Genomic DNA, 24,335 nt, shown 5'->3' with positions numbered 1-24,335 from the left:
GTGTGGCCGCCCCGGTATGCCTAGCGGGTTAAGTGGCTGGCGCCGCGACGTCCTCCAGCACTGACCTGTCGAAGAAACGGATCTCGCCCGTTGTCTCGAAGAACACCGGAACTACTGATGTGCTCAGGTCTTTGAACGTTTCGTAGATTTCAGCCGCACTCCCGTGCTTCCTGGCAATTGTTCCAACCAGCTCGGTACCGCGAACCCGAACAGTTCGATATTTGTAGCTCATCGTGACTCCTTCGTCGGCTAGCGCACACCCTACCTCCTTGGAAGTGCCGCTTGAGAGGTTGACTTCTATGGCGCCAACACCACTGGTGGCGGGGGCTCCGGATCACTTCTCCATAAACGCAGCGGAAGCATGGAACTGCACTCGAGTCCTTGCAGTCACCGGAAATCCACGAAAACGAGATCCGAGCCGATATCCGCTCATGATCAGTCCTCCCCGCCAGGCAACCCCCGGAGTGTAAGGCCAACCCCGGATCCACCGTTATTCAGACACTCCCGTTGAACAACGACCACAGCCGTTGCTGGGGTGGCGCGCTAGGGATGACTGCAGGAGGTGTTGCTCATGAAGGATTCCCAGTGTTCGATGCAGTGCGGAGACAGCGGGGCTCCCCGCCCCGCCGTGGCGGGGGCTCTGTGGTGCTGCGGGAAGGTGCCGGCAGTTAGGCACCTTACCGCAGCCTTCCAGACCCGGTTCTTTATTGCACAGACCAGGCACCGTCTGAGGGCAGGACAGCGCCGGAGATGTTCGTTCCGTCATCACTGAGGAGGAAAGTGATTGACGCGGCTAACTGGGACGCTTCTGCTACGGGAGGGATCATCTGCATGAACGGGCCGAGCCGTTTTGCGCCGAGCTCGGAGCTGAAGGTGGCTTCAATTCCTGTCGCTACCGGACCAGGGGCTACTGCATTGACTCTGATACCTTGCGGGGCGTACATGAACGCGGTACTGCGTGTCACTCCGAGTACAGCATGTTTGGAAGCAGTGTACGCCAGACCGGCGGAGTTGCCGCGGAGGGCGGCCTCGGAAGCGACGTTGACGATTGATCCCTGCCCCGCGGCAATCATCGAGGGAATAACTGCCCGGGTCAGGCGGAACATCCCATTGACGTTGACCGCGAACACCCTGCTCCAGACCTCGTCCGAAACCTCATGCAGCGGTGTCATGTCGTCCATAATCCCGGCGACATTTGCCAACGCGTCAATTCGGGCTCCGGCGGCGTCAACGATCCTGGCTATGTCCTGATCCTGGGTGATGTCTGCCTGCACCGGGACGATGTCTTCTTCCGGGTGGGCAGTGACCAGCGCGTCGAGCCGGTCAGCGGCGATGTCTACGGCGACGACCCTGCCCCCTTCCCGCGCGATCCTGGAAGCGGTCGCACGTCCTATGCCCGAGGCGGCCCCTGTGACGATCACGGTCTTGCCGGCGAACCGCCCGTCCGATATGCGTTCCGCCCACTGCCCTCCCTGGGCAGTGGCATGATCGTCCTCCGGTTCGTTCTCCGGGAGCACTCCCCCGTTGACTTCGCGCACCAGATGATCAAGGAGTGTTTGCGGGAACTGGCCGCCGCCGAGTTCGACCAGCTTTTGGAGGGCGAAGTGTTCAATGGGTTTGAGGGCTGTTTCGTCCTGCCCGGCAGCAGCGAGCATTCCCCGCAGCAGCGGGCCTCCTACCGGATGGTCCAGCCATTCCCGGATGGAACGGGAACCGGTCAGGGCTTGTGTGGTTTCGGTCATTTTGCTCCTTCCAGAGCCGGTACGGGGAAGCCGGTTGTCTTTGCGTCGTCGGCTACTGCTGATTCGTTCGCGGAGGGTTTGGTGCCATCGAGGCCCCTCCAGCGCGCGCGGAGGGTGTGGGCTGCTGCTTTCGGCTTGCGGTCTCGGGTGAAGATGCCTTTTCTGTTGCCGTCCACGCGGTGGATGCCGTTGGAGGTTTGGAAGTCGGCGAAGTTCCAAACGTGTTCTCCGATGAAGGCCTCGATCCTGTCAAAGACGCGGTGGTTCATGGTGAGGTAGGACTGCTGGTATTCCTCGCTCCAGGGCATGTCCCACACGGAGTGTTGCCCTGGCATAGTGTCGGCCCCGTATTCGCTCATCATGATGGGTTTGCCGAAGGCCTGCACCCAGCCGCGCAGATCCGTTTCGAGGTACTGTTCCGCCGTTGCAAGGTCACCAGTGAATACGTACCAGCCGTAGTAGCGGTTGATGCTGAGGACGTCGAAGAGGTCGGCGATCTTGTCGTTCTGGAAGGTGGCGAACATAACCGCGGCGTAGGTCAGCGGACGGGTGGGGTCCAGTTCCCGCGCGAGCTTCACGAGAGGTTCGAAGAATTCCCGGGCTCCTTCCTCGTTGGAGGCCGGCTCGTTGGCGATGCTCCACATCACCACGCTGGGGTGGTTCTTGTCCCGGGCGATGACTTCACGAAGGTGCTGCGCGTGGGCGGCCTGGGTCTCATGGTTGAAAGTTTCCGGTGAAAAGGTGGGCTTGGGGCCTATCCCGGTGAGTCCGCCTTGGACTCCCAGGTTCAGCCCGACTGCGGCGGTTTCGTCAACGATGACGATGCCGTGGCGGTCGGCGAATTCCAGCACCTCCTCGGCGTACGGGTAGTGCGAGGTTCTGAAGGAGTTCGCGCCCACCCAGTCGAGCAGCTGGAAGTCGTGTACCAGGTATGCGTTGTCATGGCCCTTGCCGCGGACCGCCGTATCCTCGTGTTTGCCGAACCCGGTGAAGTAGAAGGGCTTGCCGTTGATGAGGAATTCGGTTCCACGGACTTCGACGGTCCTGACGCCGAACGGTTCGGTGTAGCTGTCGATCACCTCGTCGCCGTCGAGGAGCTCGACTACGAGGTCGTAGAGGTAGGCGGCACCCGGCTGCCAGAGCCTGACGGCATCAATGCTGAGGGTCCCGTTGCTTCCTTCTGCTGTGGCGACTTCGTGTCCTGCGGCATCCAGGGCGCGGACGCGGACGCCCGTCTCATGGCTGGCCGTTACGGAATAGTCGACGACACCTGTCTGGCCGATGACACCGGTGACGATGGTGATGTCGCCGATATGGCGCTGAGGCTTGCTGTAGAGCCACACGGACCTGGCCAGACCAGCGTAGTTGTAGAAATCATGCAGGTAAATTTGCTGGCGCCGTCCGTCCCGGGTGGCTGTGATGCTGCCGGGGGGAATGGTCGCGCTGGTCAGCTCGTTGTTCACTCCCACCGTGAGGCGGAATTCTCCGCCGGGGGTGACGTGGTCGGTGATGTCGGCTTCGAAGGGCGTGTAGCCCCCTATGTGGCGGGCAACCAAAACGTCGTCGACGTAAACTTGGCCTTCGTGCGTGGCTGCGTCCAGCCGCAGAAGCACCCGCTCCCCTTTCCAGCCGCGGGGCACACGTACTGTTCGCTGGTACCACACCCACCCCACGTGGTCACGGATCTTCTGGTCGGTAAAGAGGTCGTTGTAACTGGACGGCACCGGGGCCTCAAGGTTGGTTTCCAGAGTCCCGGTCCAGGGCTCCGATACATCTGAGCCGTCAATGGCGAAGCGCCAGAGTCCATCGAGGTTTACAAGTTCTCGGGTAGTTGTAGGGCGGGGCTTTAGCACTGCGTGTCCTCCTGGTGATTATTGGTACGGGTTGATGAACTGGGATAGTTCTGCGGCATCCGGCCATCCCTTGATTCAGACATGTGTGGTTTGGCCATCGCATACAGCCGTTGCGGCTGATTCCTCAACCTGTTGACGGATGGTGTCGAGCGTTTGGAACACCGCAACTGTGTCGGTCGCGGGATGTGTCGGATGCTGCGTTGCTCCGGAGCGGATGGCTTCCCCGGCGGCGCGGAGCATGGGGACGTATCCGTTGCCTTCGCGGTGATGTTCTATTGGCTCCGGTGCGAACATTGCGGCCCAGGACCCCGCGTGGACAAGCAGGGTTGTCGATGTCCAGAACATGCCGGGGAGGGTGATCCATCCCTTGGTGCCGCTGATGGCGGCGGACGGATCGACGAATTCCGTCATTGAACTCGCGCATTGGGCGAATCGGCCGTCCTCGAAGTCAAGGGTGAAGTGTTCAGCGAAGTCGAGGCCGTCGGCTCTGAGCCGTCCGCGGGCATGGATGTTTGTCGGTCCGCCGAAGATCGCGTGGGCCAGCGTGACAGGGTAGATGCCTTGATCCAGAAGTGTTCCGCCGCTGCGTGCCACGTCCCACCTGCTGCCGCTGTCAGGGATCAGGGGAAAGCCGAACCCGGCGCGCAGGCTTGCTGGTTTTCCGATGATCCCGGAATCCAGGAGTTCAAAAAGGTGCTGGAATGCGGGGTTGAATTTCATCCACATGGCTTCCATCAGGAACAGGCCCCGGTTGTCAGCGAGGGCGAAGAGTTCCTCGACCTCGTGTGTGTTCGTGGCCATGGGCTTTTCGATGATCACATGTTTGCCTGCCAGCAGCGCCTGACGGGCCATCGCAGCGTGGGTGGCAAAGGGCGTGGCGAGATACAGCACGTCGACCAGTGGATCCGTGATCAATGATGTGTAGTCGTTGGTCCAACGTGCCACACCAAATTCGTGGGCGAACCGGGCCGCGTTGGCGTGGTCCCTGCTGAAGACGACCTCTATGTGGTTGCCGGGAATGAGCTGCAGATCGGGCACGATGCTGCGGGAGATGGTGCCGGCCCCGGCGATGGCCCACCGTAACAGGCCTTGGGGATGAGGAGGCGTTCGGTCCATGGGTTTCCCTATCAAAGTCGGGGTAAAGGATTGAAGAAACAGCGGCGCGATGGGCACCTGCTGCCTGACGTTGCCGGCTATTCAGGGGCAGCGGGGTCGGTGGCGTCTGCCAGGTATTCAAAGCGCTCCACACGTGCCGGTCCGTCAAGCGCTTCCAGTCCGATGACTCTTCCCGTGAATCCGCCCGCTACTTCCGTGGACAGGTACCGGCCATCGATCGTCGCGAGTAATTGGAACCCGTCCTGTGCATAGCCGAGCTCAACCCTGTCCGGCCCTATACGGACGCCGTGCTGGTGAGGATTTCGCACCGCGCGAAGTGCAAGGGGTGCTGTCGGCGGAATGCCGGTCGCTGATGCGAGAGTCTGGTCCAGCGGCCCAATGACAGTGCGGGCGGATATGACGTCACCGCGGCGCTCAACCCCCGCCCAGTGTGAGTCATCCACGCGGAGGATGAGGGCCAGGTCACCGGCGGGCGCGTCCACGTTAACCTGCCACTCGGCGTCCCTTGCCCTGACCGCCAGCAGCCGCTTGGCTTCCCTGTCCTCGGGCCTCCGCCCAGCATTCAACATGAGGCCTCCGTTTTCGTCTGACCGGCAGAAACTGCCGGGAGGGACGCCCGGGGAGATCCAGCGCGGATGCAATTCCGGCTCGGTGAAATCGTCAATAAAAGAGGTGGCGGGCTGGGTTTCCTGGTATCGGTCCGGGATGATCACCGGCCACTCGTCGCTCCAATCCACGCCGGAGAGGAACGTCTCGCGTCCGTTGACGTGGAAGCGCGGGAATTCCCCTCGCGGGCGTACGCCCAGATAGACCATGGCCCAGGTGCCGTCATGGAGTTCGACCATGTCGGCGTGGCCGGTGTTCTGGACCGGGCGGGAGGTGCTGCGGTGCGTGAGGATCGGGCCCTCAGGATGAGCCTCGTAAGGGCCCGTGACCGAACGGGCGCGACCGATGGTGACCGCATGGCCGGGACCTGTTCCGCCTTCGGCGACCAGGAGGTACCACCAGCCGTTCTTGCGGAAGAGGTGGGGGCCCTCAGGGGAGGAGAGCCCGGTGCCCCGCCAGATCAGTTCGGTCTCGGACAACAACCGGCCGCTGAGTGGGTCGACCAGGGCGTGCCCGATGCCGCCCTGCGGGTCCGCCCAGGCCAGGTGGCAGTGCCCGTCCTCGTCCCAGGACAGGTCCGGATCCCATCCAATGACTCCCCTTGTATAGACCGGTTCGCTCCAGGGGCCGGCCGGGTCCTCGGCGTGAACAATGAGGTGTCCCTTGGCCACGTCTGTGATATTGGTTGTTGTCATCCAGAACCTTCCGCCGTGAAAACGGATGGTCGGTGCGTAGATGCCTTTGCCCGCCCCGGAGAGGCCGGGACTGACGTTGAGCTGGCTTTCGCGGTCCAGGACGTTACCGATCTGTCGCCAGGTGCGCAGGTCCCTGCTGGTGAATATTGGTACGCCCGGGAAGTACTCGAAGCTTGAGTTGATGAGGTAAAAGTCTTCACCTACCCGGCAGATCGAGGGGTCAGGATGGAAACCCGGGAGTATGGGTGTTGTCCCCATCATGCGACTCCTGCCTGAACGTTCTGTTCGCGGTGGAGCTCGGCCAACCGGTGGCGTTCGGCGCGGCGTTTCTCCTGCTCCACTGGGTCTGCTATCGGCGCCGCGAGCAACAGTTTCTGTGTGTAGGGGTGTTCAGGGGTAGACGTAACCAGGTCCGCTGGTCCTGTTTCGACGATGTCTCCCCTGTAGACGACACTGACACGGTGGCTGATGTGGCGCACGACCGCCAGGTCATGGGAAATGAACAGGTAGGCGACTCCGGTCTGGCGTTGGATGTCGATGAACAGGTCCATAACCCGGGCTTGTGTGGAAAGGTCCAGGGCCGAGACCGGCTCATCGCAGACGATGAGTTTGGGCTCGGGGGCCAGGGCGCGGGCGATGGCGACTCGTTGACGCTGTCCGCCGCTGAACTCCCGCGGCAGGCGCTCTGCGGCGTCGCGCGGGAGACCTACCTGGTCCAGCAGCATTTGGACGCGGGTTCTTGCCTCGCTGGCGGTTGCGCCTTGGACTACGAGGGGTTCGCTCAGGGTATCCCCGATGGTCAGTGAAGGGTTCAGCGACGTATATGGGTCCTGAAAGACAACCTGAATGTCTTTGGACAGGATTCGGCGGTCTTTAGGGCTGGCGTGGGTGATGTCGGAGCCTTTGACAGTGATGCGGCCCCCACTGGGCGTTACCAGACCCAGGACCGCCCGCCCGATGGTGGTTTTTCCGGACCCGGATTCGCCCACGACGCCCAGCGTTTCCCCCTCGCCGATGCTCAGGGAAACCCCATGCAGGACCTCGATTGACTTGGGACGGAATCCCCGGCCGGTGAAGGCGACGCGAAGGTCAGTCACGTCCAGTAGTGGCGTCGTCATGAGTTTCTCTCCCCAGAAGCCGCAGCGACGGGCACTGGCGGGTCGGTTCGTACGGTGTGTTCGTCAAGGATTGAGCCAAGGAGCATTTGTGTATAACGGTGCTTGGGTTCGCGGAACAGCTCCAGGGCCGTGCCCGATTCGACAATCTGGCCGTCCTGCATCACGGCGATCCGATCGCAGATGTCGGCGACCACACCGAAGTTGTGCGTGACGAGCAGGACCGCCATGTTCAGTTCAGCCTGGAGGTCCCGGAGCAGGTCAAGGATTTCGGCTTGAACTGTCACATCGAGTGCGGTTGTGGGTTCATCGGCGATGAGAAGTTTCGGACGGCTTGCCACCGCACCGGCAATCAGGACGCGCTGCGCCATTCCGCCGGAAATCTGGTGAGGGTAGGACCCGAACGTCCGTGGGGGATCCTGGATTCCCACGCGCTCCAGCAGTGCGAGCACCCTGGCTTTCGCATCCGCCCCGGAGATGCGGGAGGAGGCGCGGAGGCCTTCCACGAGTTGGGCGCCGACAGTGTACGAGGGGTCCAGGTTCGACATGGGCTCCTGCGGTATGTAGGAAATCCCGCGGCCGCGCAGGGCCCGCAGGTCCTGCTCCCGGAGGCCGAGCAGTTCCCGTCCCTCCAACTTAATGGAGCCACGCACCACCACTGCCTCCGACGGGAGCACCCCAAGGACAGAGAAGGCGGTTTGGGTCTTGCCTGAACCGGACTCACCGACCAGGCCAAGGATCTCCCCTGCGCGGAGGTTGAGGCTGACCCCTTTTACGACCTCCTTCAGTTGGCCGGACGGCGTGGGATAGGCAACAACCAGGTCCTTCACCGACAACAGCTCCCCGGAACCGTCGCTTCCGGCACCCTCGGTCTTGTTCTCAACTTTGGGCCTGGCCAATTTTGACGGTTTCAGTTTCACACCCTCGAAGGCGTCCCGCAGGGAGTTGCCGAGCAGGACGAGGGAAGCTGTGAGGGTACCGAGCAGAACGCTGGGCCAGATGAATTGGGTCGGGTCGACGTACAGGTTGGTGAAGCCGTCCGCGATCATCGCGCCGAAGCTGGGAACGAGGTTCGACCCGACACCCAGAAAGGCAAGCCCGGACTGGAGGCTGATGGCGGACCCGGCCAGGAACGCGGCGGCGATGATTATGGGGCCGCGGACGACAAAGAGGACGTGCCGGGCCAGGATCCTTAGGTTGGACAGCCCGGATACCCTTGCGGCATCCACGTACAACTCATTCTTCACGCCGACGACGAGGTTCCGCACAAGGCGGTAAATCCCAGGTGAAAGCAATACACCAAAGATGAGCATGGTGGCGCGGTAGTCGCCCTTGGTGATCGGCATCAGGACGATGAGCAACAGGAGTCCGGGGAAGGTCATGATGAGGCTGAAGACCCATTCGGTCGCACTGCGCAGCCGCCGTCCGAAGTAGCCGCCGATCAAGCCGAAGGTCACCCCGATGACGAGGGCGACGCTCGCGCCGATCAGGGCTGCGATGATGCTCGTGTTGATTGAATGGAGGAGCCGGGATGCGATGTCGCGGCCGTTCTGATCGGCGCCCAGCGGATAACTGGGCGTTCCTGGCGCGGCGTTGATCGCGTTGAGTTGGGCCTCGTTGGGGTCGTGGGGGCCAATCCACGGGGTCAGGAGTCCGAGGACGATGATGACCAGCAGCAGCACGGAGGTGATGACCGCCTGGGGGTCTTTGAGGAGTTTCCGCACCGGAGATTTCCTTGGCGGGGTTGCCAGTCCGGGGTCAACGCTGAGTTCTTCGATGCTCAATAGATTCTCGCCTTCGGGTTGAGCCAGCCGTTTACTACATCGGTAATGAGGTTCACGGTCACGACGAGCATGACGCCGAACAATGTGATGCCCATGATGACGGGGATGTCGCCCTGAAGGGATGCGTTGAACGCGTACTGGCCATACCCGGGTAGCGCGAACACGTTTTCGATGATGAGCGCGCCGCCCAGCATTTGGATGAATTCAAGGGACAGGACTGTCAGTGCCGGGCTCGCTGCGTTCCGCAGCGCGTGGCGCAGGACGATGGACCGGGTGCGTATGCCGCGTGTTCGCAGCGTGCGTACGTAGTCCTTCCGGAGTTCATCGATCATGGATCCGCGTACTTGGGCGGCCATGTTGGCCACTCCCCCAATGACCAGCACAATCACAGGAATGGTGATCGATGCAGCCCACTTGGCGGGGTTTTGCGCGAAGGGGGTGAAGCCGGTTGCCGGAAGCAGCTTCAGGTTCACGGCCAGGACTGCCACGAGGGCAATGGCAATGAGCAGACCGGGGACGATGTGGCCGACCAGTGACAAGCCCTGGGAAACTTTGTCGGCTACGCCGCCCCGTGAGGCCGCCCAGACACCCAGGGCGACGCTGATGATGACGCTGATGATCAGCGCTGTGACTACAAGGGAAAGGGTGACACCCAAACGGGAAGCTACGGCGGGTGCGACCGGCTGGCTGGTGAAGAGGGAAGTTCCGAAGTTGCCAGTCAGTACTGATCCAAGCCAATCCAGGTATTGGACAAGGGCGGGCCGGTCGAAGCCGAGCTTGGTCATGAGGTCTTTGATGGACTCGGGGGTGGCTGCGCTTCCCAGGCGTTCGCGGGCGACGGATTCCAGGGAGCCGCTGAGGAGGAAGAACGTGATCATGGTGACCAGTAGCGCCAGGACGATGCCGGCGCCAAGGCGACGCAGTGCGTAACCGATCATGCGTTGCCCCGTAATATTTCCGCTGGCATCTTTGATCTCCTTATGGTGTGTAATTCACGGAAAGGGGAATGGTGGGCAAGGCCCGGCGTGTGCGCCGGGCCTCGCCAGGGGTTGAGCTAGTGGCCGGATACCGCGAAGTCGCGGACCGTGGGCAATACGACCACCGAGGGGAGGAAGTCGACGCCGGGGGCGGTCGCCCAGAGCGTGCCGACATACGCGATCGGCGCGTTCAAAGCGTGCTTGACGGTGTACTCGCTGATCTTTTTGTAGAGGTCCGCTCGCGCGCCGTCGTTTGGTTCATTGGCAACGTCCTGGAGCAACTTGTCGAATTCAGGGTCCTCCCACTTGAACGGGTTCAGGAATGCCTGGGGGGTGTACATGTCTCCTACCTCGCGTCCCGCCTCGTTGAGGCCCGCGAACCAGAGCACGGCCGGATACTTCTTCGAGGCGACCGACGCAGCCGTGTTTTGTGGGGGCACGGGCTCCCAGGTCACCTTGATCCCGATGTCAGCCAATGCCTGGCTAATGACGGGTTCAAAGTTTTGCGAGACGACGGTGCTGGGCATCGTCATGGAGAACCCGTTCGGGTAACCTGCGTCTGCCAGAAGTTTGCGCGCCTTCTCCTTATCGAAGCCGTAGGTGTCCTCAAGTGCGGAGTTGTATGCGTCGCCGTTGGGGTTGAACACCTGGACCGTCGGTTTGCCCACCCCGTTGAGGAGTCCTTTCACGATCTGCTCACGGTCAAAGGCCATGTTGATGGCCTGTCGGACCCTCTCATCTGCCAGTGCCGGGACGAGTTCGCCCTTCCGGTCAGCCAGGACGAGAAGGAGCGCAGCAGTCGCCTGCACCTCCTTCACCGTAAAGCCGGCGCCTTCAGCCTGCTTTCGCTGCGGAGCTTGAATAAGAGCCGCTTTCACTTCGCCTGCCTGGAGCGCGTTGTATTGCGCGGTCCGGTCCGCGATGACCCTCACCTTGACAGTTTTGAAGGGGAACGCTGCCGCGTTCCAATAATCGTCGCGTCGCTCCATGACGTACTCGGTACCGTCGACAGTGGCGTCAGACAACACGTAAGGACCCGACCCCGTCGGGCGAAGCTTCGTCGTGGCCGACGACAACGACTGAGCATCCCCGATCACGCCCGTGGCCTGAGCCAGGTAGTTCAACAGGGACGGCTCAGGGGAGGACAGCTGAATGGCAACAGTTGAAGCATCCGGCGCCGATACTGATGTCACTTTTGCAAGTTTGGACTGCTGCTGGCCAGGAGTGGCCCGGGTCCGTTCAAGAGTGGCGACAACGTCTTTTGACGTGACAGGGGCCCCCGTACTGAACTTCAGATCGCCACGAAGTTTGAGGGTCAGAGTGCGCAGATCCTCCGAGTACTTCCAGCTTTCTGCAGCATTCGGTTGGGCCTTCCCGTTCTTGTCGACCATCAAGAGGGTGTCAAAGACCGAGGCCCACACGTAGGACTGCTGTCCCTCGGCAAGCTGGGATGGGTCCAGGGACGCCGGCGGTGCCTGCACGGCAATGCTCAGCTCTTCGTCACGGGACGGCGCCTGCTGTGTGGACGAGCCAGCGGACGGGGATGAGCAGGCCGCGGTCGCCAGCAGAGCAGCAACAGCCGTTGCGGCAGACGCTGCGCGTGTCAGCGATTTCGCTCGGGACAAGACAGAAATCATGTCGGGAGACTCCTTTGTCAATTGGGGATATGGAGGTAGTGCGAATTCAGGGGCTAATCCGTCACCCGGGTTAATCGTGGTGAGCCGCATCACAATGAAAGCATTCAACGCCACTAAAGACAACCGGTTGCCATCAAATTTACTTGCAATATTTTTACCGAGTCTAAAGGTCATATAAAAAGAGGAATTAGACGCGGCAAAGCTGCCCACCGCCGCGGGTTGCGCGCGCTTCATAGGCTCGAATGGAAGAAATATTAAGTAATTGTGGCGCTGGCAAGGTTCATAATCCCTGCGTGCCGCCGGTAATTGCCCGGCGGGGCTAACTAAGGCCCCACGCCGCCCAGATAGAGAGAACTACATTTCTGATATTACCTCTGCGATTTTGCGCTTGGCTTCCATTACCGGTTGCCCTGTCAGCGCCTTGAACGCTTGAGAAACTTCCGAAGCCAAGTCGAAGGATGGATTGATCAGCCATTGCATGCGCAACCCGCTCCAAACAGCCACCACTTTGCGGGCAACGACCTGAGGATCCAGGCCCGGCAGGGCAAACCCGTCCGCCTGCCGTCTTTGGATACCTTTCGCGAACTCGGCAATTGCGCGCTCCTGATGGTCCTTCAGGAACCCGTGTGCCGGATGGTCGGGGTTCACAGCCTCGGCGCTGAGCGCGAAGAAGAGCCGCGTCACTGCAATATCCTCCGAGCTAAGACCCGCAAGCGCCCGTGCCGGCCATTCGTCCCGTTCCGCGTCTCTGCCCAGGAGCTCACGCGTCAGCAACGTCCGGCTGTCCTGATTGGCCAACTCCATGGCCGCAACGAGGATGTGATCCCGCGTAGGGAAGTGATACAGCATTGCGGTCTCACTCATACCTGCCCGGGAGGCAACTTCCGACGTCGTAAGGGCGCGGTGCCCCTTCTCAAGGACGATGTCGAGAGCGGCACGTGCAATGGCCGACCGCCGTTCAACTGTCTTGGCGTACGGCTTTCGTGCACGGGTCGTCGTCGATTCCATAGCTCAAGACTAGGGTAAAACTGAGCCTTACACTATAGTTTCTCCACATTTTGCTGAAAACCTTGTGTGCCACGAGCCCCTATCCCGCCAAAAACCGACTGCCGCTCGGATATTTCCGATGAATGATCGCGCAGGCCTTCTTCCCCGACGGCGCAGCCTGGCGGCACCTCATGCTCTCAGCGGGCGCCCGCTGGAGCCGCGCAGGACGAGTTCAGTATCCGTGAGCAGGGTTTGGGTTTCGCCTTGAGAGCCGCCCAGGAGGTCCAGCATCAGCCGGGTGGCCAAAGATCCGCATTCGCGCAGCGGGGAGCGAATGGTCGTCAAGGATGGGGTGGTGAAATCGGCGCCAAAAATGTCATCAAAGCCCACGATGCTGACGGCGTCGGGCACGTCTATTCCCGCGGCCTGCAGCTCCTGCATTAAACCTATGGCCAGGAGATCGTTGTAGGTCATGACGGCGGTAGCACCGCTTTCCCTTACCGCCCGCGCTACCCGGCGCCCGCCCTCCAGTGTGGGCTTCATGGACTCCAGCCGCGTGGCTGCCAGCCTTGACCATTCACACGCCGCCTGAATACCCTCCCACCGGCGGTCCGACATCCAGGAGCGGGGAGGGCCGGCGACAAATGCCAGTTTCTTGTGGCCCTGAGAGGCCAGGGCGCGCACGGCCTGGCCTATCCCCTTTGCTGCATCCGGAATGACACACGTGACGCCCTCAATCTCCCGGTGGATCACCACGACGTGCTTGTCGCGGGCGAGGATCCGAATATCCTCGTCGTCCATGCGGGGACTGGCGAGGATGAGGCCATCTACAGTCCCGAGCATGCGACGGGCTGCCGTCAATTCCGCGGCCCCCGACTCAGCCGACTCCGCAAGCACCAGAGTGTAATCATGCAGCGCAGCAGACCTCCCCGCCCCCCGGATAATTTCGAAGAACGTTAGATTAGTGATGTCCGCAACGATCAATCCCAAGTTTTTGGTCTGCCCTGTTGGAAGTGCGCGAGCGAATGGATTTGCGCGGAAGTTTAATTCTTCGGCCGCATCAGCGACAAGCTTCTGCGTTTTCGCACTCACCCTTCCTGGCTTATTGAGTGCTCGAGAGACCGTTGAGGGATTAACGCCGGCGATTTTTGCAATGTCGTAAATCGTGGCCGAGGCTTTTCTCTCACCGCCTTTCTCGTTAAGTGCGCTCACATTCGAATGAGATTCCTCGGGTTCGTCGCTACTGCTCATGGGTTTTACGACATTGCTGATTTGGCTAGTTGACCCGTGGTAAAAAAGCGGAGCACTTTTCAGGGCAGAACCCCCATTCCCTGCGTGGATGCGGTCATTCAATTCTCCTCCCCGTGTCTTTTGCTGATCAGATGGTTTGTCCTGCGTCGGCGAGGAGGGTGCTTCCGGTCATGATGGTGGACAGGTCGCTTGCACAGAAGAGGACGACGCGTGCGATGTCGTCCGGGGTGCCTATGCGGCCGATGAGGCTGTTGGTCATCACCGCCGTGGCATGGCCGGAGTCTTCCCTTGGCGGGTTTGCTGCCGCGGCAGCCATGTTGCCCTCGGTGGGCACGAAGGTGGGGGCGACTCCGAGGACGCGGATTCCGAGGGGTGCGAATTCGAGTGCCATCTGTTTCGTCATTCCGCGGACGGCGTGTTTCGATCCAACATAGGCGGATAGCCCGGGAGCCGTGCCCGCGAAACCGGCGGTAGAGACGATGTTGATGATCACCCCACCGCGTTTGCCGCCGGTCATCTGACGTGCGGCTTCGCGAGATCCGTTGAAGACGCCGCGCGTGTTCACGGCGAAGACCTGCTCCCAGGTGCCGTCCGGTGTTTCAAGGACCGGAACGCTGGGGAAGATCCCGGCGTTGTTCACCCAGATGTCGATGCCACCAAATTCTTCGGACGCCGTCGCAGCGGCGGCTCGGACGGATTCGGAGCCGGTGACGTCCATGGCGACGCCGAGTGCCCGCACCGGGAAGCGGGCAGTAATATCTCTCGCCGTGGCACGTGCCCGGTCCGCGTTGATGTCACCGATAAGGACGTTGGCGCCTGCCTCTGCCAGCCGAAAAGCTGTGGCCCTACCAAGCCCCTGAGCCCCGCCCGTGACGACCGCGTGCCGCCCGCCCAGGGAAAGGAGGTCAGCGAGGGGTGCGGCGGAGACGTCGGCGAAAGCGGCTGTCATGAGAGGACCCCGGCATCGAGTGCGTTGTGCTGGGCGACGCGGCCGAGCCACGCCAGGCTTGGCTTGGGGGTGCGGACGAAGGTTTCCCGGTCGACGGCGATAAGGCCGAAGGTGGGCTCCCAGTGTCCCCACTCGAAGTTGTCCAGAAGTGACCAGTGAAGGTATCCGCGTACGTCGATACCTTCAGCCATGGTTTCGAGGAGGCCAGACAGTGCTTCGGTGGTGTAGCGAATCCTTTGTTCGTCATCGGCCGTGGCAATGCCGTTCTCCGTGACCAGGACCGGAACACCCCCGGTAATCTCCCAGGCATGGCGGACGGCCATGCCGAGCGCATCGGGGCGGTACGCGGTGCCGACGAGGGTGTTATCGGGATGCGGCGGGTGCGGGACCAAGCCGTTGGCGTCCACCTCCTGGCTTGAGTAGGCCTGGACACCGACGAAGTCGTCGCCCCGGCTGCCCTCCCAGTAGACATCCTCTTTGCCGTACCTGATTTCAAGGAGCTTCTCTTCACCGCCGGGGGCAGCGGTGAGGGCGCCGGCGGCGATGGTCCATCCGACCTTGGCGTTGGTGCGTGCCCGGACGACGTCACGGGCGGCGTGGTGAATGGTGGTGAAGCTGCGACCGATTTCGGGATCCGCATATGTGAGGAACTCACCGTGCGTCTGCTTCTTCTCCCCTTCACCTTCGACGGTGGGGCTTTGCCACTGGCCGCCCTGCGTCTGCTGCATCCTGCGCATGGCGGTCATGATCGCTGCCTGCATGTTGGGTTCGTTCATGGTGACCACCCACTCAACCCCGTCCAGGATGTCCGTGGCTGCGGTGACATACCGCTGGAACTTTTCGGACGCATCCGGAGCCAGCCAGCCGCCGTCGTTCGCAAACCATTGCGGAGTGGTGAAGTGCTGCAAGGTGACGACAGGGGTCACGTTACGCTCGAAGCAGTACTCGATCATCCGGCGGTAGTGTGCCAGCTCCGCCTTGGAAAAGTGTCCGGGGACGGGTTCGATCCGGGACCACTCGAGGCTGAACCGGTAGGACGTCAGACCGGCGTCGGCGAGGAGGGAGATGTCCTCCCGGTAGCGGTGGTAGCTGTCGCAGGCATCGCCGGAAAGCTCCATCCCGGGCATGGTCAGTTCGCGGGCCCACCAGTCGCTGTTGACGTTGTTGCCTTCAATCTGGTGGCCGGCAGTCGCCGCGCCCCATAGGAAGCCGTCGGGGAAAGTAGTCATATCATCCTCTTCTGTGAGTGTTGGTCCTGGTGCCCTTGGGCGGCCAGGTTTCCTAAACTGGTGCCGCTGAGCGGCTCGGGTCTGCTGTGCTTGTTTGCGCGAAGGCGCCGGCCGCACGGAACCTGCCGGGGCCAGCGGTGTATTCGGTTCCGTCGGGGAAGACGATCCGGGCTTTGGTTTCAGCCGGGATGTCGGCGTCGATACGGAGTTCGTCACCGTCGAGCTGCCAGTGAACCTTGATGGTTCCGTTGGGTGTCTCGTGCGACCCGCGTGCCCACGTGAGGCTTGGGCCCGGGGTTGGGGCAATGAGAACGGAGTTCCAGCCCACCGAACCTGAACCCTGTCTCAAGCCGAGCGTGTGTTCATGGAGGAACCGGAGGACCGTGCCCTTGCTGTAGTGGTTCAGGGACTCGTGGGCGTTACCTTCTTCATCTATTCCTTCCCATGCCTCCCAGATGGTGGTGGCGCCCTTGTCCACCATGTACAGCCACGACGGCGAGCTGCGCTGCAGGAGCAGCTCGTATGCGACGTCCTCCCGGCCGGCCTCAACGAGAACCGGCAGGAGGTCTCCCGTGGAGAGGAAACCCGTTCCGAGATGCATGTCCTCGGAACGGATCAGCTCGACGAGCCGGTCGGCGGCAGGCCCGCGGGCATGGTCGGGCAGGAGGCCGAATGAGAGCGCCCGGACGTAGCTGGCCTGGCTGTCCGTGGCAGTGTTTCCATCCGGATGAAGATAGGCGGCCTGCCACGCCTTCCGGACGGACTCCGCGATGCCCGCATACCGTTCTGCCTCTACTGCGCGTCCCAACACCTGTGCCGTGCGCGCCAGCGTGCCGGCGGATCGGTAGAGGTATGCCGTGCCCACCTCGCCCTTATCTTCCATGAACCATGCCATCGGCTTGTCCTGGACGGGGTCGATCAGGTTCCCGTCGGCGTCGCGCTTTTTTGGCTCGGTCCATTCGCCCCAGTGGAAGGTGCCGTCCCAGAGATACTCCTCAAAGGGTTCCGGGTCGGGTGCAAGCTGGGCGCGGGCGTGGTGGCGGGTGGTGCGTGCCTTCTCGAGGGCCCATTGGACCCATCGGTCCATGGCGTCCCAGTTCTCGGCCAGAACCGCCTCATCCCCGTACTCCTCGTAGAGGGCCCAGGGAACCGCGACAATCGCGTCGCCCCAGCCGGCGGACCCCGTCATCATCGCGAACTGGTCATCCAGGTTGTTCTTGATCCGGCGGCCGTCGGGGGAAAAGTTCGCGATCCGTCCGTCCTCGAGCTGGTCGTCGCGCACCGACCTGAGCCATTTCCGGCTGAAGCCGAGCACGTCCCGCAATCTGGTGGCGGTCGAAATGAACACCTGGTAGTCCCCCGTCCAGGCCAGCCGTTCCCGGGTGGGGCAGTCGGTCGGGACGTCGACGGCGTTCCCGAGGAAGCTCCATTCCCCGATGCTGTGCAGGCGGTTGAGGTCCTCATTGCTGCACGAGAATTCGCCGGTCCGGCGAAGGTCCGTGTGAACAATCTGCATCGACAGCGCCGAAGGATCCAATGTAGTTCCCCCGCGGCTGATGCGAGCGTACTGGAAGCCGTGGACCGTGTGCCGGGGTTCAAAGACTGCGGCCGCCGGTCCTGCTGTCACTTCATCACGCTGGGCAAAGATTCTTGCCGGCTCTCCCGGCCGGTGCGAATCAAGGTGGGAGGTCGAGAGGTCCCCGTCCGGGCCAAGGTGCTCTCCGTACTCGATCACCGTCCGCGTGCCTTCCGCTCCGAGGTCCCCGAGCCGGATCCACCCGGACGCGTTTTGGCCGAAATCTGCCACCCAAACGCCCGGCCTGACCTCACGCACGTCTTTCGGCGCACGGGAGTCAATGACACGCACCGGCGGAGCAGGCGACCAGTCGATCGGAGGTGCCTGGACCAGGTCCACAAGTACTTTTGTCGTTGGTTCAGCAGGCTTGCCGAAGTCAACGCTTTGACCGTCCATCAGGTCGGCGCGGGTCGTCGTCGACGGTGTGCTCGTCCACGTGCCATCCGTGAGGATGACCCGGCGTGTGCCGTCGGTGAGTTCGATGTGCAGTTGTGCACGTGTCCCGAGGGTGGTGCCCCAGCCGGCGGGCAGCCGGAAGGCACCCACCTGGCCTCGGTACCAGCCGTCGGACAGTTCAATGTCCAGACGGTTGCTTCCGGGCACCAGTGAGGAGGTCACATCGAAGGCCTGCGCGTAGAGGGTCCGGTCATACGACGTCGACCCGGGGGACAGTTCCGTGGTACCCGCCCGTTCGCCATTGAGCGCCGCTGTGTAGACGCCGAGTGCGGTGGCGTAGAGGCGGGCGGACTTCACGCCGCCCGGCACTTCGAAGGAGGTGCTGAGGACGTAGGCAGGCCGTTGACCGTAGCCAGGGTCTTCCGGCTCAACCGGGGAGATCCAGGACGCAGTCCAATCCGTGTCCAGCAGCCCGGCTTCGAACCCGGACCACTCAGACCAGTCATCCCGGGCTGCTGCCCGGACCTTCCACTGGACGCGTTGTCCGCTGCGCAGAGCCTGCCATGGCCAGGACACGTACAGTCGCTGGTCCGTCGTTACGGTGGGCTGGAGCGCGCCGTCGATGGTCGCCTCGAGTTCGTACGGAGCGGTGATATCTGCCGGAGTCTTCCATGACAGCCTGGGGGCAGGCCCCGTGACGGGGAACTTGTCTCCGCCGCTGTCGACGGCCAGATTGTAGGGCTGTGCGCCCATGGGTGGTCCTTCTTCCTGGATGTGGCCGGTGCTAGCGGACTGATTTGACCTTGAGTGCGATCACTGTGCCGCCTAGGAGGGCCAGGATGGCGCCCGTGAGGTAGAGGAGCGTGTAGTTCTTCTCCGCCCCGATGGCGCCGATCGTGATGACCAGCGAAGCGATGAGCGGGGCGACGGCGCTCGGGATTTTCTGGGCGAACGCCACGACTGCCATGTATCGGCCGGTTTCGGTGCGGTTGGGCAGGATCGCGAAAATAATGGCTTGGTCGACTGTTGCGAACACCGCGATCGAGGTCTGCATGAGCACGGCGCCGATGATCAGCTGGGGCAGTGACCATGCGGTTGCCTCTGCCAGGGCTCCCCCGACAAAGAGGAGTGCGGAGACCATCACGAACAGCCGGCGGCGCCGCAGCTTGTCCGAGAGGAATCCGCCCAGCAGCGCGCCCGCCGCTGCGGCGACCACGCCCAGCATGCCGATGGTGGCGACGACCCCGGCCACTTCCCGGACGGGGAGATTGAGGCGCTGTGCGTAAAAGAAGGTGCCGAAGGTGGTGTTGAAGTACAACCCCATGAAGAACACGAACCGGCCCAGCCAGTTCCAAGCGAAGTCGGGATACTTGCGCACGTTGAAGCCGTAGCTGGCCACCACCGACTTCGCAGTGACCTGCGAAGTTACTGCAAGGTCCTTCGAGCTGCCCTCCGGCTTGATGATCGGAAACAGAGCCAGGAGCACCGCGCCAATCACGCCCGGGATAACGAAGACCAGCAGCGTGTTCGACGAAACGGCGTAGGCCACCCCGATACCCAGCACGGGCGCGATCTGGGTCATGAGGGATGTCAGTGCTGACACCCGCCCGCGCTGCTGGTCCGGAAGCTTGTCCGCCATCAGATTCTGGATCGCGGCGCCGGAAATGGACCAGCCGGACATGCCCAGGACCCAGCCCGCTCCCACGATCAGCAGGTCCGGGGCAAGCCCCATCACCACCAGACCCGCCAGACCGATGCCCGTCCCCAGGAAGATGAGCGGGGTACGGCGGCCAAAACCGGACCGCATCCGGTCGCTCCAGATACCCACCATCGGGCTGATGACCAGATAGATCAGCTGGGCCGTACCGGTGATATAGCCAAGTACCTCTTCATGGCCTGGAGCCAGTTCGCTGATCCGAACCGCGATCCCGTAGGAGAGCGGCACCATCATGGCGATGGATGCCCCGAAGCTGGCGAGCATCAGCCAAAGAATGTAGCTCCTGCTCACAGGTGACTGAGGTTCCTCGGGGAGGGCCTTAACAGCGTCGGAGGCTTCGCCGGGATTTTGGTTGCCGGGCACCGGCTGCGCGGCCGCAACCCCGCCAGCGAAACGAGAAGCCTCGTGTTCGTTCGTAGTCACCTATGACTCCTTAATCGAATGGCTTCCAGCCCTGCGGCAACGCAGACTCCGGGCGACAACTGTGTCGAAAGCCAAGTAAATAGTAACCACTGTGGTTAGTCTTCGAGAAATAGTAGTCACGATGGTTACAATTGGCAATACCCTCACCAATGAAAAGCGAGCATCAGAAATGAGACGATCTCCGTGACCGCGACTGCAGAGCAAGAGACCGGGACGAAGGCCGCTTCACGACGGCGCGGCCCGTACGCGTCAACGCCCGCACGACGGACGGAAATCGTCAGGGCCGCTTCAGCAAGCTTCGCCGAGCATGGCTACGAAAGGGCATCCCTGCGCGATATTGCTGCCCGGGCAAACCTGACCCATGCAGCATTGCTCCGCCACTTCGCCACCAAGGATGACCTCCTACTGTCAGCCCTCGCCCAACGCGACGCCGACGACGAGGAGTTCGCCCGACGCATCCTTGAATCCAAGGTGCCCAAGGAAAAGGTCATGAGCAACATCCTTCAGGAGGAATTTGCCCACCCTGAACAGCTGCGGAACTGGCTGGCCATCACCATCGCAGCAACAAACCCCAACCACCCCGCCCACGATTTCTTCATCGCCCGCCGAGAACGCATGCGCCAACACTTCACAAGCAAGAGACTCGCCACCACGCAGGACAGTAAAGAACTCAGCGCAGACGACAAAGTAACCATGGTGATGGCGATGGTCGACGGACTCCGGATACAGTTCCTCCTCGACCCCCAACGGCCGACACTTCACCTCATGGACACCCTCATGCAGTTCATCGCCACACCAGAGCAAACCGAATAGGCCTCCGGCGGGCGTCTTCTACCAACAGCGGACAGTGGTGATTCTCAATAGGACGATGACTCCCGGTTTGCTCACACTAAGCCGCGGGAGGTGCGAATGATTGGCTTCGAAAGCGAAGCCAGCATTACAGTTCTGACGTCACAGCGAGCCGCAGCTACGAAGTCCTCGACGGCGACGCCGTCAACGACGAAACCCGCTGGCTGCCCCACAACAGCGGGAATGAACCGGAACGGATGCTTTGCCAAGCGATAGTCAGCGATGACTATGCCGGGCAGCAGGCCCGCACCCCCGCCTCGGGGAGGAGGCCCTGGACGAAAGCCTCGCCTGCCGCACGTCCCCACGGTTTTTGAACGACAAGGACTTAAGTCAGCTTCGCTCGTTGTCCCGCGCCGACCTTCGTGGTTACTGGGCCGTTCCGGGGCGCAGTCGAGCGCCACATGCCGCTCGTGCCCCAAAAGTACCCTAACTGCTCCCGGGCACAAGACGGACTCTCATAGGGCAGACGTAAGTGTGGACACTGTCCACACCCCCTTTGGCAGGACAAAGCGAGTACATGCGGCTTCACGTGACGTCCAAGAGGGGCCCGTCGCGAAGACTTCGCACTCAATTCGGCGACGTCATGTCGTCCCCGCTCCCCTGGTCCATGAACAAGTGTTGGCCACCTCAGCCCACCCGACACAGACCGGAACGAGGAACCGTATAACCCCAGCCACAGCAGGCGGAAGGCCCACCAGCCCGGGACTTGAACCCGCCACCCCACACACCTGAATAGGCTCCGCGGCGGCCAGGCCACAGCCCGCGACCAACTCGTCAGATGACGCGACCGCAAGCTTTGTCAACACGTCAAAGCAAAATCGCCTCTGACGAGGGAAAACACTGTGCCCGAGGTGGGACTCGAACCCACACACCTTTCGATACCGCATTTTGAGTGCGGCGCGTCTGCCAATTCCGCCACTCGGGCGCGGATTACGTGAGCCGAAGTACGCCCACAGCTGACTGTGAGCAACGCGATCGCTTCACGTACGCGGAATTACTCTACATGCAGATAGGCTGAATTCCAGAATCGCGCCGCCGTCGCCGCAAACGAACCCTGCAAGCCAAGTACAGCCGCGGTGGCACCTAAGATAGTGATGTCCCGCCGTACCTTTTCAAGGAGATCCCGTGACTGAACAGACGGAGTCCAAGCCCACGTCCCAGCCGGCGCGCCGCGTCATTGTGGCAGAGGATGAAACCCTCATCCGCCTCGACATCATCGAGATCCTGCGCGGCGAAGGCTACGACGTCGTTGGCGAGGCGGACAACGGCGAGAAGGCCGTCCAGCTCGCCGAGGAACTGAAGCCGGACCTGGTCCTGATGGACGTGAAGATGCCCGTGATGGATGGCATCTCGGCGGCTGAGAAGATCGTCAAGGCCCGCATCGCCCCCGTGGTGCTGCTGACCGCCTTCAGCCAGAAGGAACTGGTGGAGCGTGCCCGCGACGCCGGCGCCATGGCCTACGTGGTCAAGCCGTTCACGCCTGCCGACCTCATCCCGGCCCTGGAGATCGCACTCTCCCGCCACGAGGAAATCAAGGCCCTCGAAAGCGAGGTGTCCGACCTCCAGGAGCAGTTCGCCACCCGCAAGCTCGTCGAGCGCGCCAAGAGCCTGCTGACCACCAAGATGGGCCTGACGGAACCGGAAGCCTTCCGCTGGATCCAGAAGACCTCCATGGACCGCCGCCTCAGCATGCGCGAGGTCGCCGAAACCATCATCAACCAGGTCAACTAGCGCTCCGGCTGGCCCGCGGAAACCCACGAAGGCGGGCCAAGCCTCGCACTGGCAGGTCACCGAACCAGCCAAACCAGCACAACGCAAAGGACCCCTGCCAACCGGCAGGGGTCCTTTTCGTTGAAGCCTAGGCCTGGGCGGCCTGGTTCTTCTTCTTCTTTTCCGGCCAGGGGCCGAGCTTCTCGCGGTTGCTGCCGGGCTCGCCGCCCTGGCTGCCGGCATCGGCGAGGTCGCCCACCTTGTGGACCTTCAGCATGTTCGTGGAGCCGGCTTTTCCGGGAGGGGAACCGGCGGCAATAACCACCAGGTCGCCGTCGTCCACCAGGTCCATTTCCAGCAGGCTGCGGTCAACCTGGGACGTCATCTCATCGGTATGCCCCACCATGGGGACCAGCACCGGCTGAATGCCCCAGGTCAGCGCCAGCTGGTTCCACACGTGCTCCACCGGGGTGAAGGCAAACACGGCCTTGATGGGCCGCAGGCGGGAGAGGCGCCGGGCGGAGTCGCCGGACTGGGTGAAGGTACAGATGTACTTCGCATCCAGCTGGTCGGCGATTTCGACGGCGGCACGGGTGATGGCGCCACCACGGGTCTTGGGCTTGGTCCCCAGCGGAGGAACGCGCTCCAGGCCATGCACTTCGGTGGACTCGATGATCCGGGCCATGGTCTTGACCGTCTCGATCGGGTACTTGCCCACGCTGGTCTCACCGGACAGCATGACCGCGTCAGCACCGTCCAGCACGGCGTTGGCGCAGTCGGACGCCTCTGCACGGGTGGGGCGCGGGTTGTCGATCATGGATTCCAGGACCTGGGTGGCCACGATGACCGGCTTGGCCCAGCGGCGTGCCAGTTCCACGGCGCGCTTCTGGACGATCGGCACTTCCTCCAGCGGCAGTTCCACGCCGAGGTCGCCACGGGCCACCATGATGGCGTCGAACGCGTCGATGATCTCGGGCAGCTGCTCCACGGCCTGCGGCTTTTCGATCTTGGCGATGACCGGAACGCGGCGGCCTTCCTCGTCCATGATCTCGTGCACGCGGGTGATGTCCGAGGCATCCCGGACGAAGGAGAGCGCCACCAGGTCGACACCGCGGCGGATGGCCCAGCGGAGGTCATCCTCGTCTTTTTCGCTCAGTGCGGGGACGTTGACTGCCACGCCGGGGAGGTTGATGCCCTTGTTGTTGGACACCATGCCGCCGACGGTTACCTCGGCGACCACCTTGACGTCGTCGACCTCGATGGCGCGCAGCGCCACCTTGCCGTCGTCGATCAGCAGGGCGTCGCCCACGTTGACGTCCTCGGTGAGGCTCTTCAGCGTGGTGGAGCAAATGTCCTTGGTGCCGGGAACATCCTCGGTGGTGATGGTGAAGATGTCGCCAACAGCGAGGGCGTGCGGGCCGTCAACGAAGCGGCCCAGGCGGATCTTGGGACCTTGCAGGTCGGCCATGATGGCCACTGCCTTGCTCAGGTCGGACGCGGCCTTGCGGACGTTCTCGTAGGTGTTGTCATGCACGGTGTAGTCACCGTGGCTCATGTTCATGCGGGCGACGTCAACGCCGGCCTCCAGCACCGCGAGGGTGTTTTCGTAGCTGGCAATTGCCGGGCCGAACGTAGCCACAATTTTTGCGCGTCTCATATACCTACCCTATTGGTCTCTTGCATTGGTTAAGTTGTCTGCGAGGTGAACCCTCGATGCATCCCC

Annotated in this window: 18 protein-coding genes and 1 tRNA gene; 2 read left to right on the top strand and 17 right to left on the bottom strand. The window is 62.4% G+C overall.

Annotation, left to right across the window (positions count from 1 at the left end; translation table 11 throughout):
- Positions 1 to 28 precede the first annotated feature (28 nt).
- The 15 genes from ACZ9J7_RS15845 to ACZ9J7_RS15775 form a co-directional block, all read right to left on the bottom strand.
- Complete coding sequence (locus ACZ9J7_RS15845; RefSeq protein WP_476210738.1) at positions 29 to 232, bottom strand: hypothetical protein; 204 nt, start codon at positions 230 to 232, stop codon at positions 29 to 31.
- 472 nt (positions 233 to 704) lie between these two features.
- Complete coding sequence (locus ACZ9J7_RS15840; protein WP_476210736.1) at positions 705 to 1,742, bottom strand: SDR family NAD(P)-dependent oxidoreductase; 1,038 nt, start codon at positions 1,740 to 1,742, stop codon at positions 705 to 707.
- Positions 1,739 to 3,595 carry a beta-glucuronidase gene (gene uidA, locus ACZ9J7_RS15835; protein WP_476210735.1) on the bottom strand — a complete coding sequence of 619 codons (1,857 nt, stop codon included), beginning with the start codon at positions 3,593 to 3,595 and terminating at the stop codon, positions 1,739 to 1,741. The genes ACZ9J7_RS15840 and uidA overlap by 4 nt, the downstream gene beginning before the upstream one ends.
- 75 nt (positions 3,596 to 3,670) lie before the next feature.
- A complete protein-coding gene (locus ACZ9J7_RS15830) occupies positions 3,671 to 4,768 on the bottom strand; it encodes a Gfo/Idh/MocA family protein (protein WP_476210734.1) in 1,098 nt (365 codons plus the stop codon).
- A 20-nt stretch (positions 4,769 to 4,788) separates the two neighbouring features.
- Positions 4,789 to 6,270, bottom strand: a complete 1,482-nt coding sequence (locus tag ACZ9J7_RS15825) for a glycoside hydrolase family 43 protein (protein ID WP_476210733.1) — start codon at positions 6,268 to 6,270, stop codon at positions 4,789 to 4,791.
- Entirely contained in the window at positions 6,270 to 7,130 is an 861-nt protein-coding gene (locus tag ACZ9J7_RS15820) for an ATP-binding cassette domain-containing protein (protein ID WP_476210731.1), read from the bottom strand. The genes ACZ9J7_RS15825 and ACZ9J7_RS15820 overlap by 1 nt, the downstream gene beginning before the upstream one ends.
- Positions 7,127 to 8,911 (bottom strand): dipeptide/oligopeptide/nickel ABC transporter permease/ATP-binding protein, encoded by a 1,785-nt coding sequence (locus ACZ9J7_RS15815; protein ID WP_476210730.1) that lies wholly within the window; start codon positions 8,909 to 8,911, stop codon positions 7,127 to 7,129. The genes ACZ9J7_RS15820 and ACZ9J7_RS15815 overlap by 4 nt, the downstream gene beginning before the upstream one ends.
- The gene (locus ACZ9J7_RS15810; RefSeq protein ID WP_476210729.1) at positions 8,908 to 9,849 is read right to left on the bottom strand and encodes an ABC transporter permease; all 942 of its coding nucleotides are present in this window, start codon (positions 9,847 to 9,849) and stop codon (positions 8,908 to 8,910) included. Before ACZ9J7_RS15810 ends, ACZ9J7_RS15815 begins: the two co-directional genes overlap by 4 nt.
- Positions 9,850 to 9,965: 116 nt before the next feature.
- Positions 9,966 to 11,759 (bottom strand): ABC transporter substrate-binding protein, encoded by a 1,794-nt coding sequence (locus ACZ9J7_RS15805; RefSeq protein ID WP_476210728.1) that lies wholly within the window; start codon positions 11,757 to 11,759, stop codon positions 9,966 to 9,968.
- A gap of 120 nt (positions 11,760 to 11,879) precedes the next feature.
- The gene (locus ACZ9J7_RS15800; RefSeq protein WP_476210727.1) at positions 11,880 to 12,533 is read right to left on the bottom strand and encodes a TetR/AcrR family transcriptional regulator; all 654 of its coding nucleotides are present in this window, start codon (positions 12,531 to 12,533) and stop codon (positions 11,880 to 11,882) included.
- Positions 12,534 to 12,701: 168 nt separating this feature from the next.
- Positions 12,702 to 13,865, bottom strand: coding sequence for a LacI family DNA-binding transcriptional regulator (locus ACZ9J7_RS15795; protein ID WP_476210725.1), 1,164 nt, complete (start codon positions 13,863 to 13,865; stop codon positions 12,702 to 12,704).
- Between the two features lie 25 nt (positions 13,866 to 13,890).
- Positions 13,891 to 14,712 carry an SDR family NAD(P)-dependent oxidoreductase gene (locus ACZ9J7_RS15790; RefSeq protein ID WP_476210723.1) on the bottom strand — a complete coding sequence of 274 codons (822 nt, stop codon included), beginning with the start codon at positions 14,710 to 14,712 and terminating at the stop codon, positions 13,891 to 13,893.
- A complete protein-coding gene (locus tag ACZ9J7_RS15785; RefSeq protein WP_476210721.1) occupies positions 14,709 to 15,941 on the bottom strand; it encodes a glycoside hydrolase family 1 protein in 1,233 nt (410 codons plus the stop codon). The genes ACZ9J7_RS15790 and ACZ9J7_RS15785 overlap by 4 nt, the downstream gene beginning before the upstream one ends.
- 52 nt (positions 15,942 to 15,993) lie before the next feature.
- Positions 15,994 to 18,666 (bottom strand): family 78 glycoside hydrolase catalytic domain, encoded by a 2,673-nt coding sequence (locus tag ACZ9J7_RS15780; protein ID WP_476210719.1) that lies wholly within the window; start codon positions 18,664 to 18,666, stop codon positions 15,994 to 15,996.
- Positions 18,667 to 18,697: 31 nt separating this feature from the next.
- Positions 18,698 to 20,053 carry an MFS transporter gene (locus tag ACZ9J7_RS15775; RefSeq protein ID WP_476210717.1) on the bottom strand — a complete coding sequence of 452 codons (1,356 nt, stop codon included), beginning with the start codon at positions 20,051 to 20,053 and terminating at the stop codon, positions 18,698 to 18,700.
- 183 nt (positions 20,054 to 20,236) lie between these two features.
- Between ACZ9J7_RS15775 and ACZ9J7_RS15770 the strand changes: the two genes are divergently transcribed.
- Complete coding sequence (locus ACZ9J7_RS15770; RefSeq protein WP_476210716.1) at positions 20,237 to 20,866, top strand: TetR/AcrR family transcriptional regulator; 630 nt, start codon at positions 20,237 to 20,239, stop codon at positions 20,864 to 20,866.
- A gap of 879 nt (positions 20,867 to 21,745) precedes the next feature.
- Here the strand turns inward: ACZ9J7_RS15770 and ACZ9J7_RS15765 are convergent.
- Positions 21,746 to 21,827 (bottom strand) — tRNA-Leu (locus ACZ9J7_RS15765).
- A gap of 200 nt (positions 21,828 to 22,027) precedes the next feature.
- On the opposite strand from ACZ9J7_RS15765, the gene ACZ9J7_RS15760 reads away from it, so the two are divergent.
- The gene (locus tag ACZ9J7_RS15760) at positions 22,028 to 22,633 is read left to right on the top strand and encodes an ANTAR domain-containing response regulator (RefSeq protein ID WP_009358190.1); all 606 of its coding nucleotides are present in this window, start codon (positions 22,028 to 22,030) and stop codon (positions 22,631 to 22,633) included.
- A gap of 127 nt (positions 22,634 to 22,760) precedes the next feature.
- Here the strand turns inward: ACZ9J7_RS15760 and pyk are convergent, their stop codons facing one another.
- On the bottom strand, positions 22,761 to 24,269 hold the full coding sequence (gene pyk / locus ACZ9J7_RS15755; protein WP_224025746.1) for a pyruvate kinase: 1,509 nt from the start codon (positions 24,267 to 24,269) through the stop codon (positions 22,761 to 22,763).
- Between the last annotated feature and the right edge of the window lie 66 nt (positions 24,270 to 24,335).

Source organism: Pseudarthrobacter sp. TE9888 (assembly GCF_056279345.1).
The sequence above is the reverse complement of the archived record's forward strand: the minus strand, read 5'-3'. Positions and strand labels throughout refer to the sequence as shown.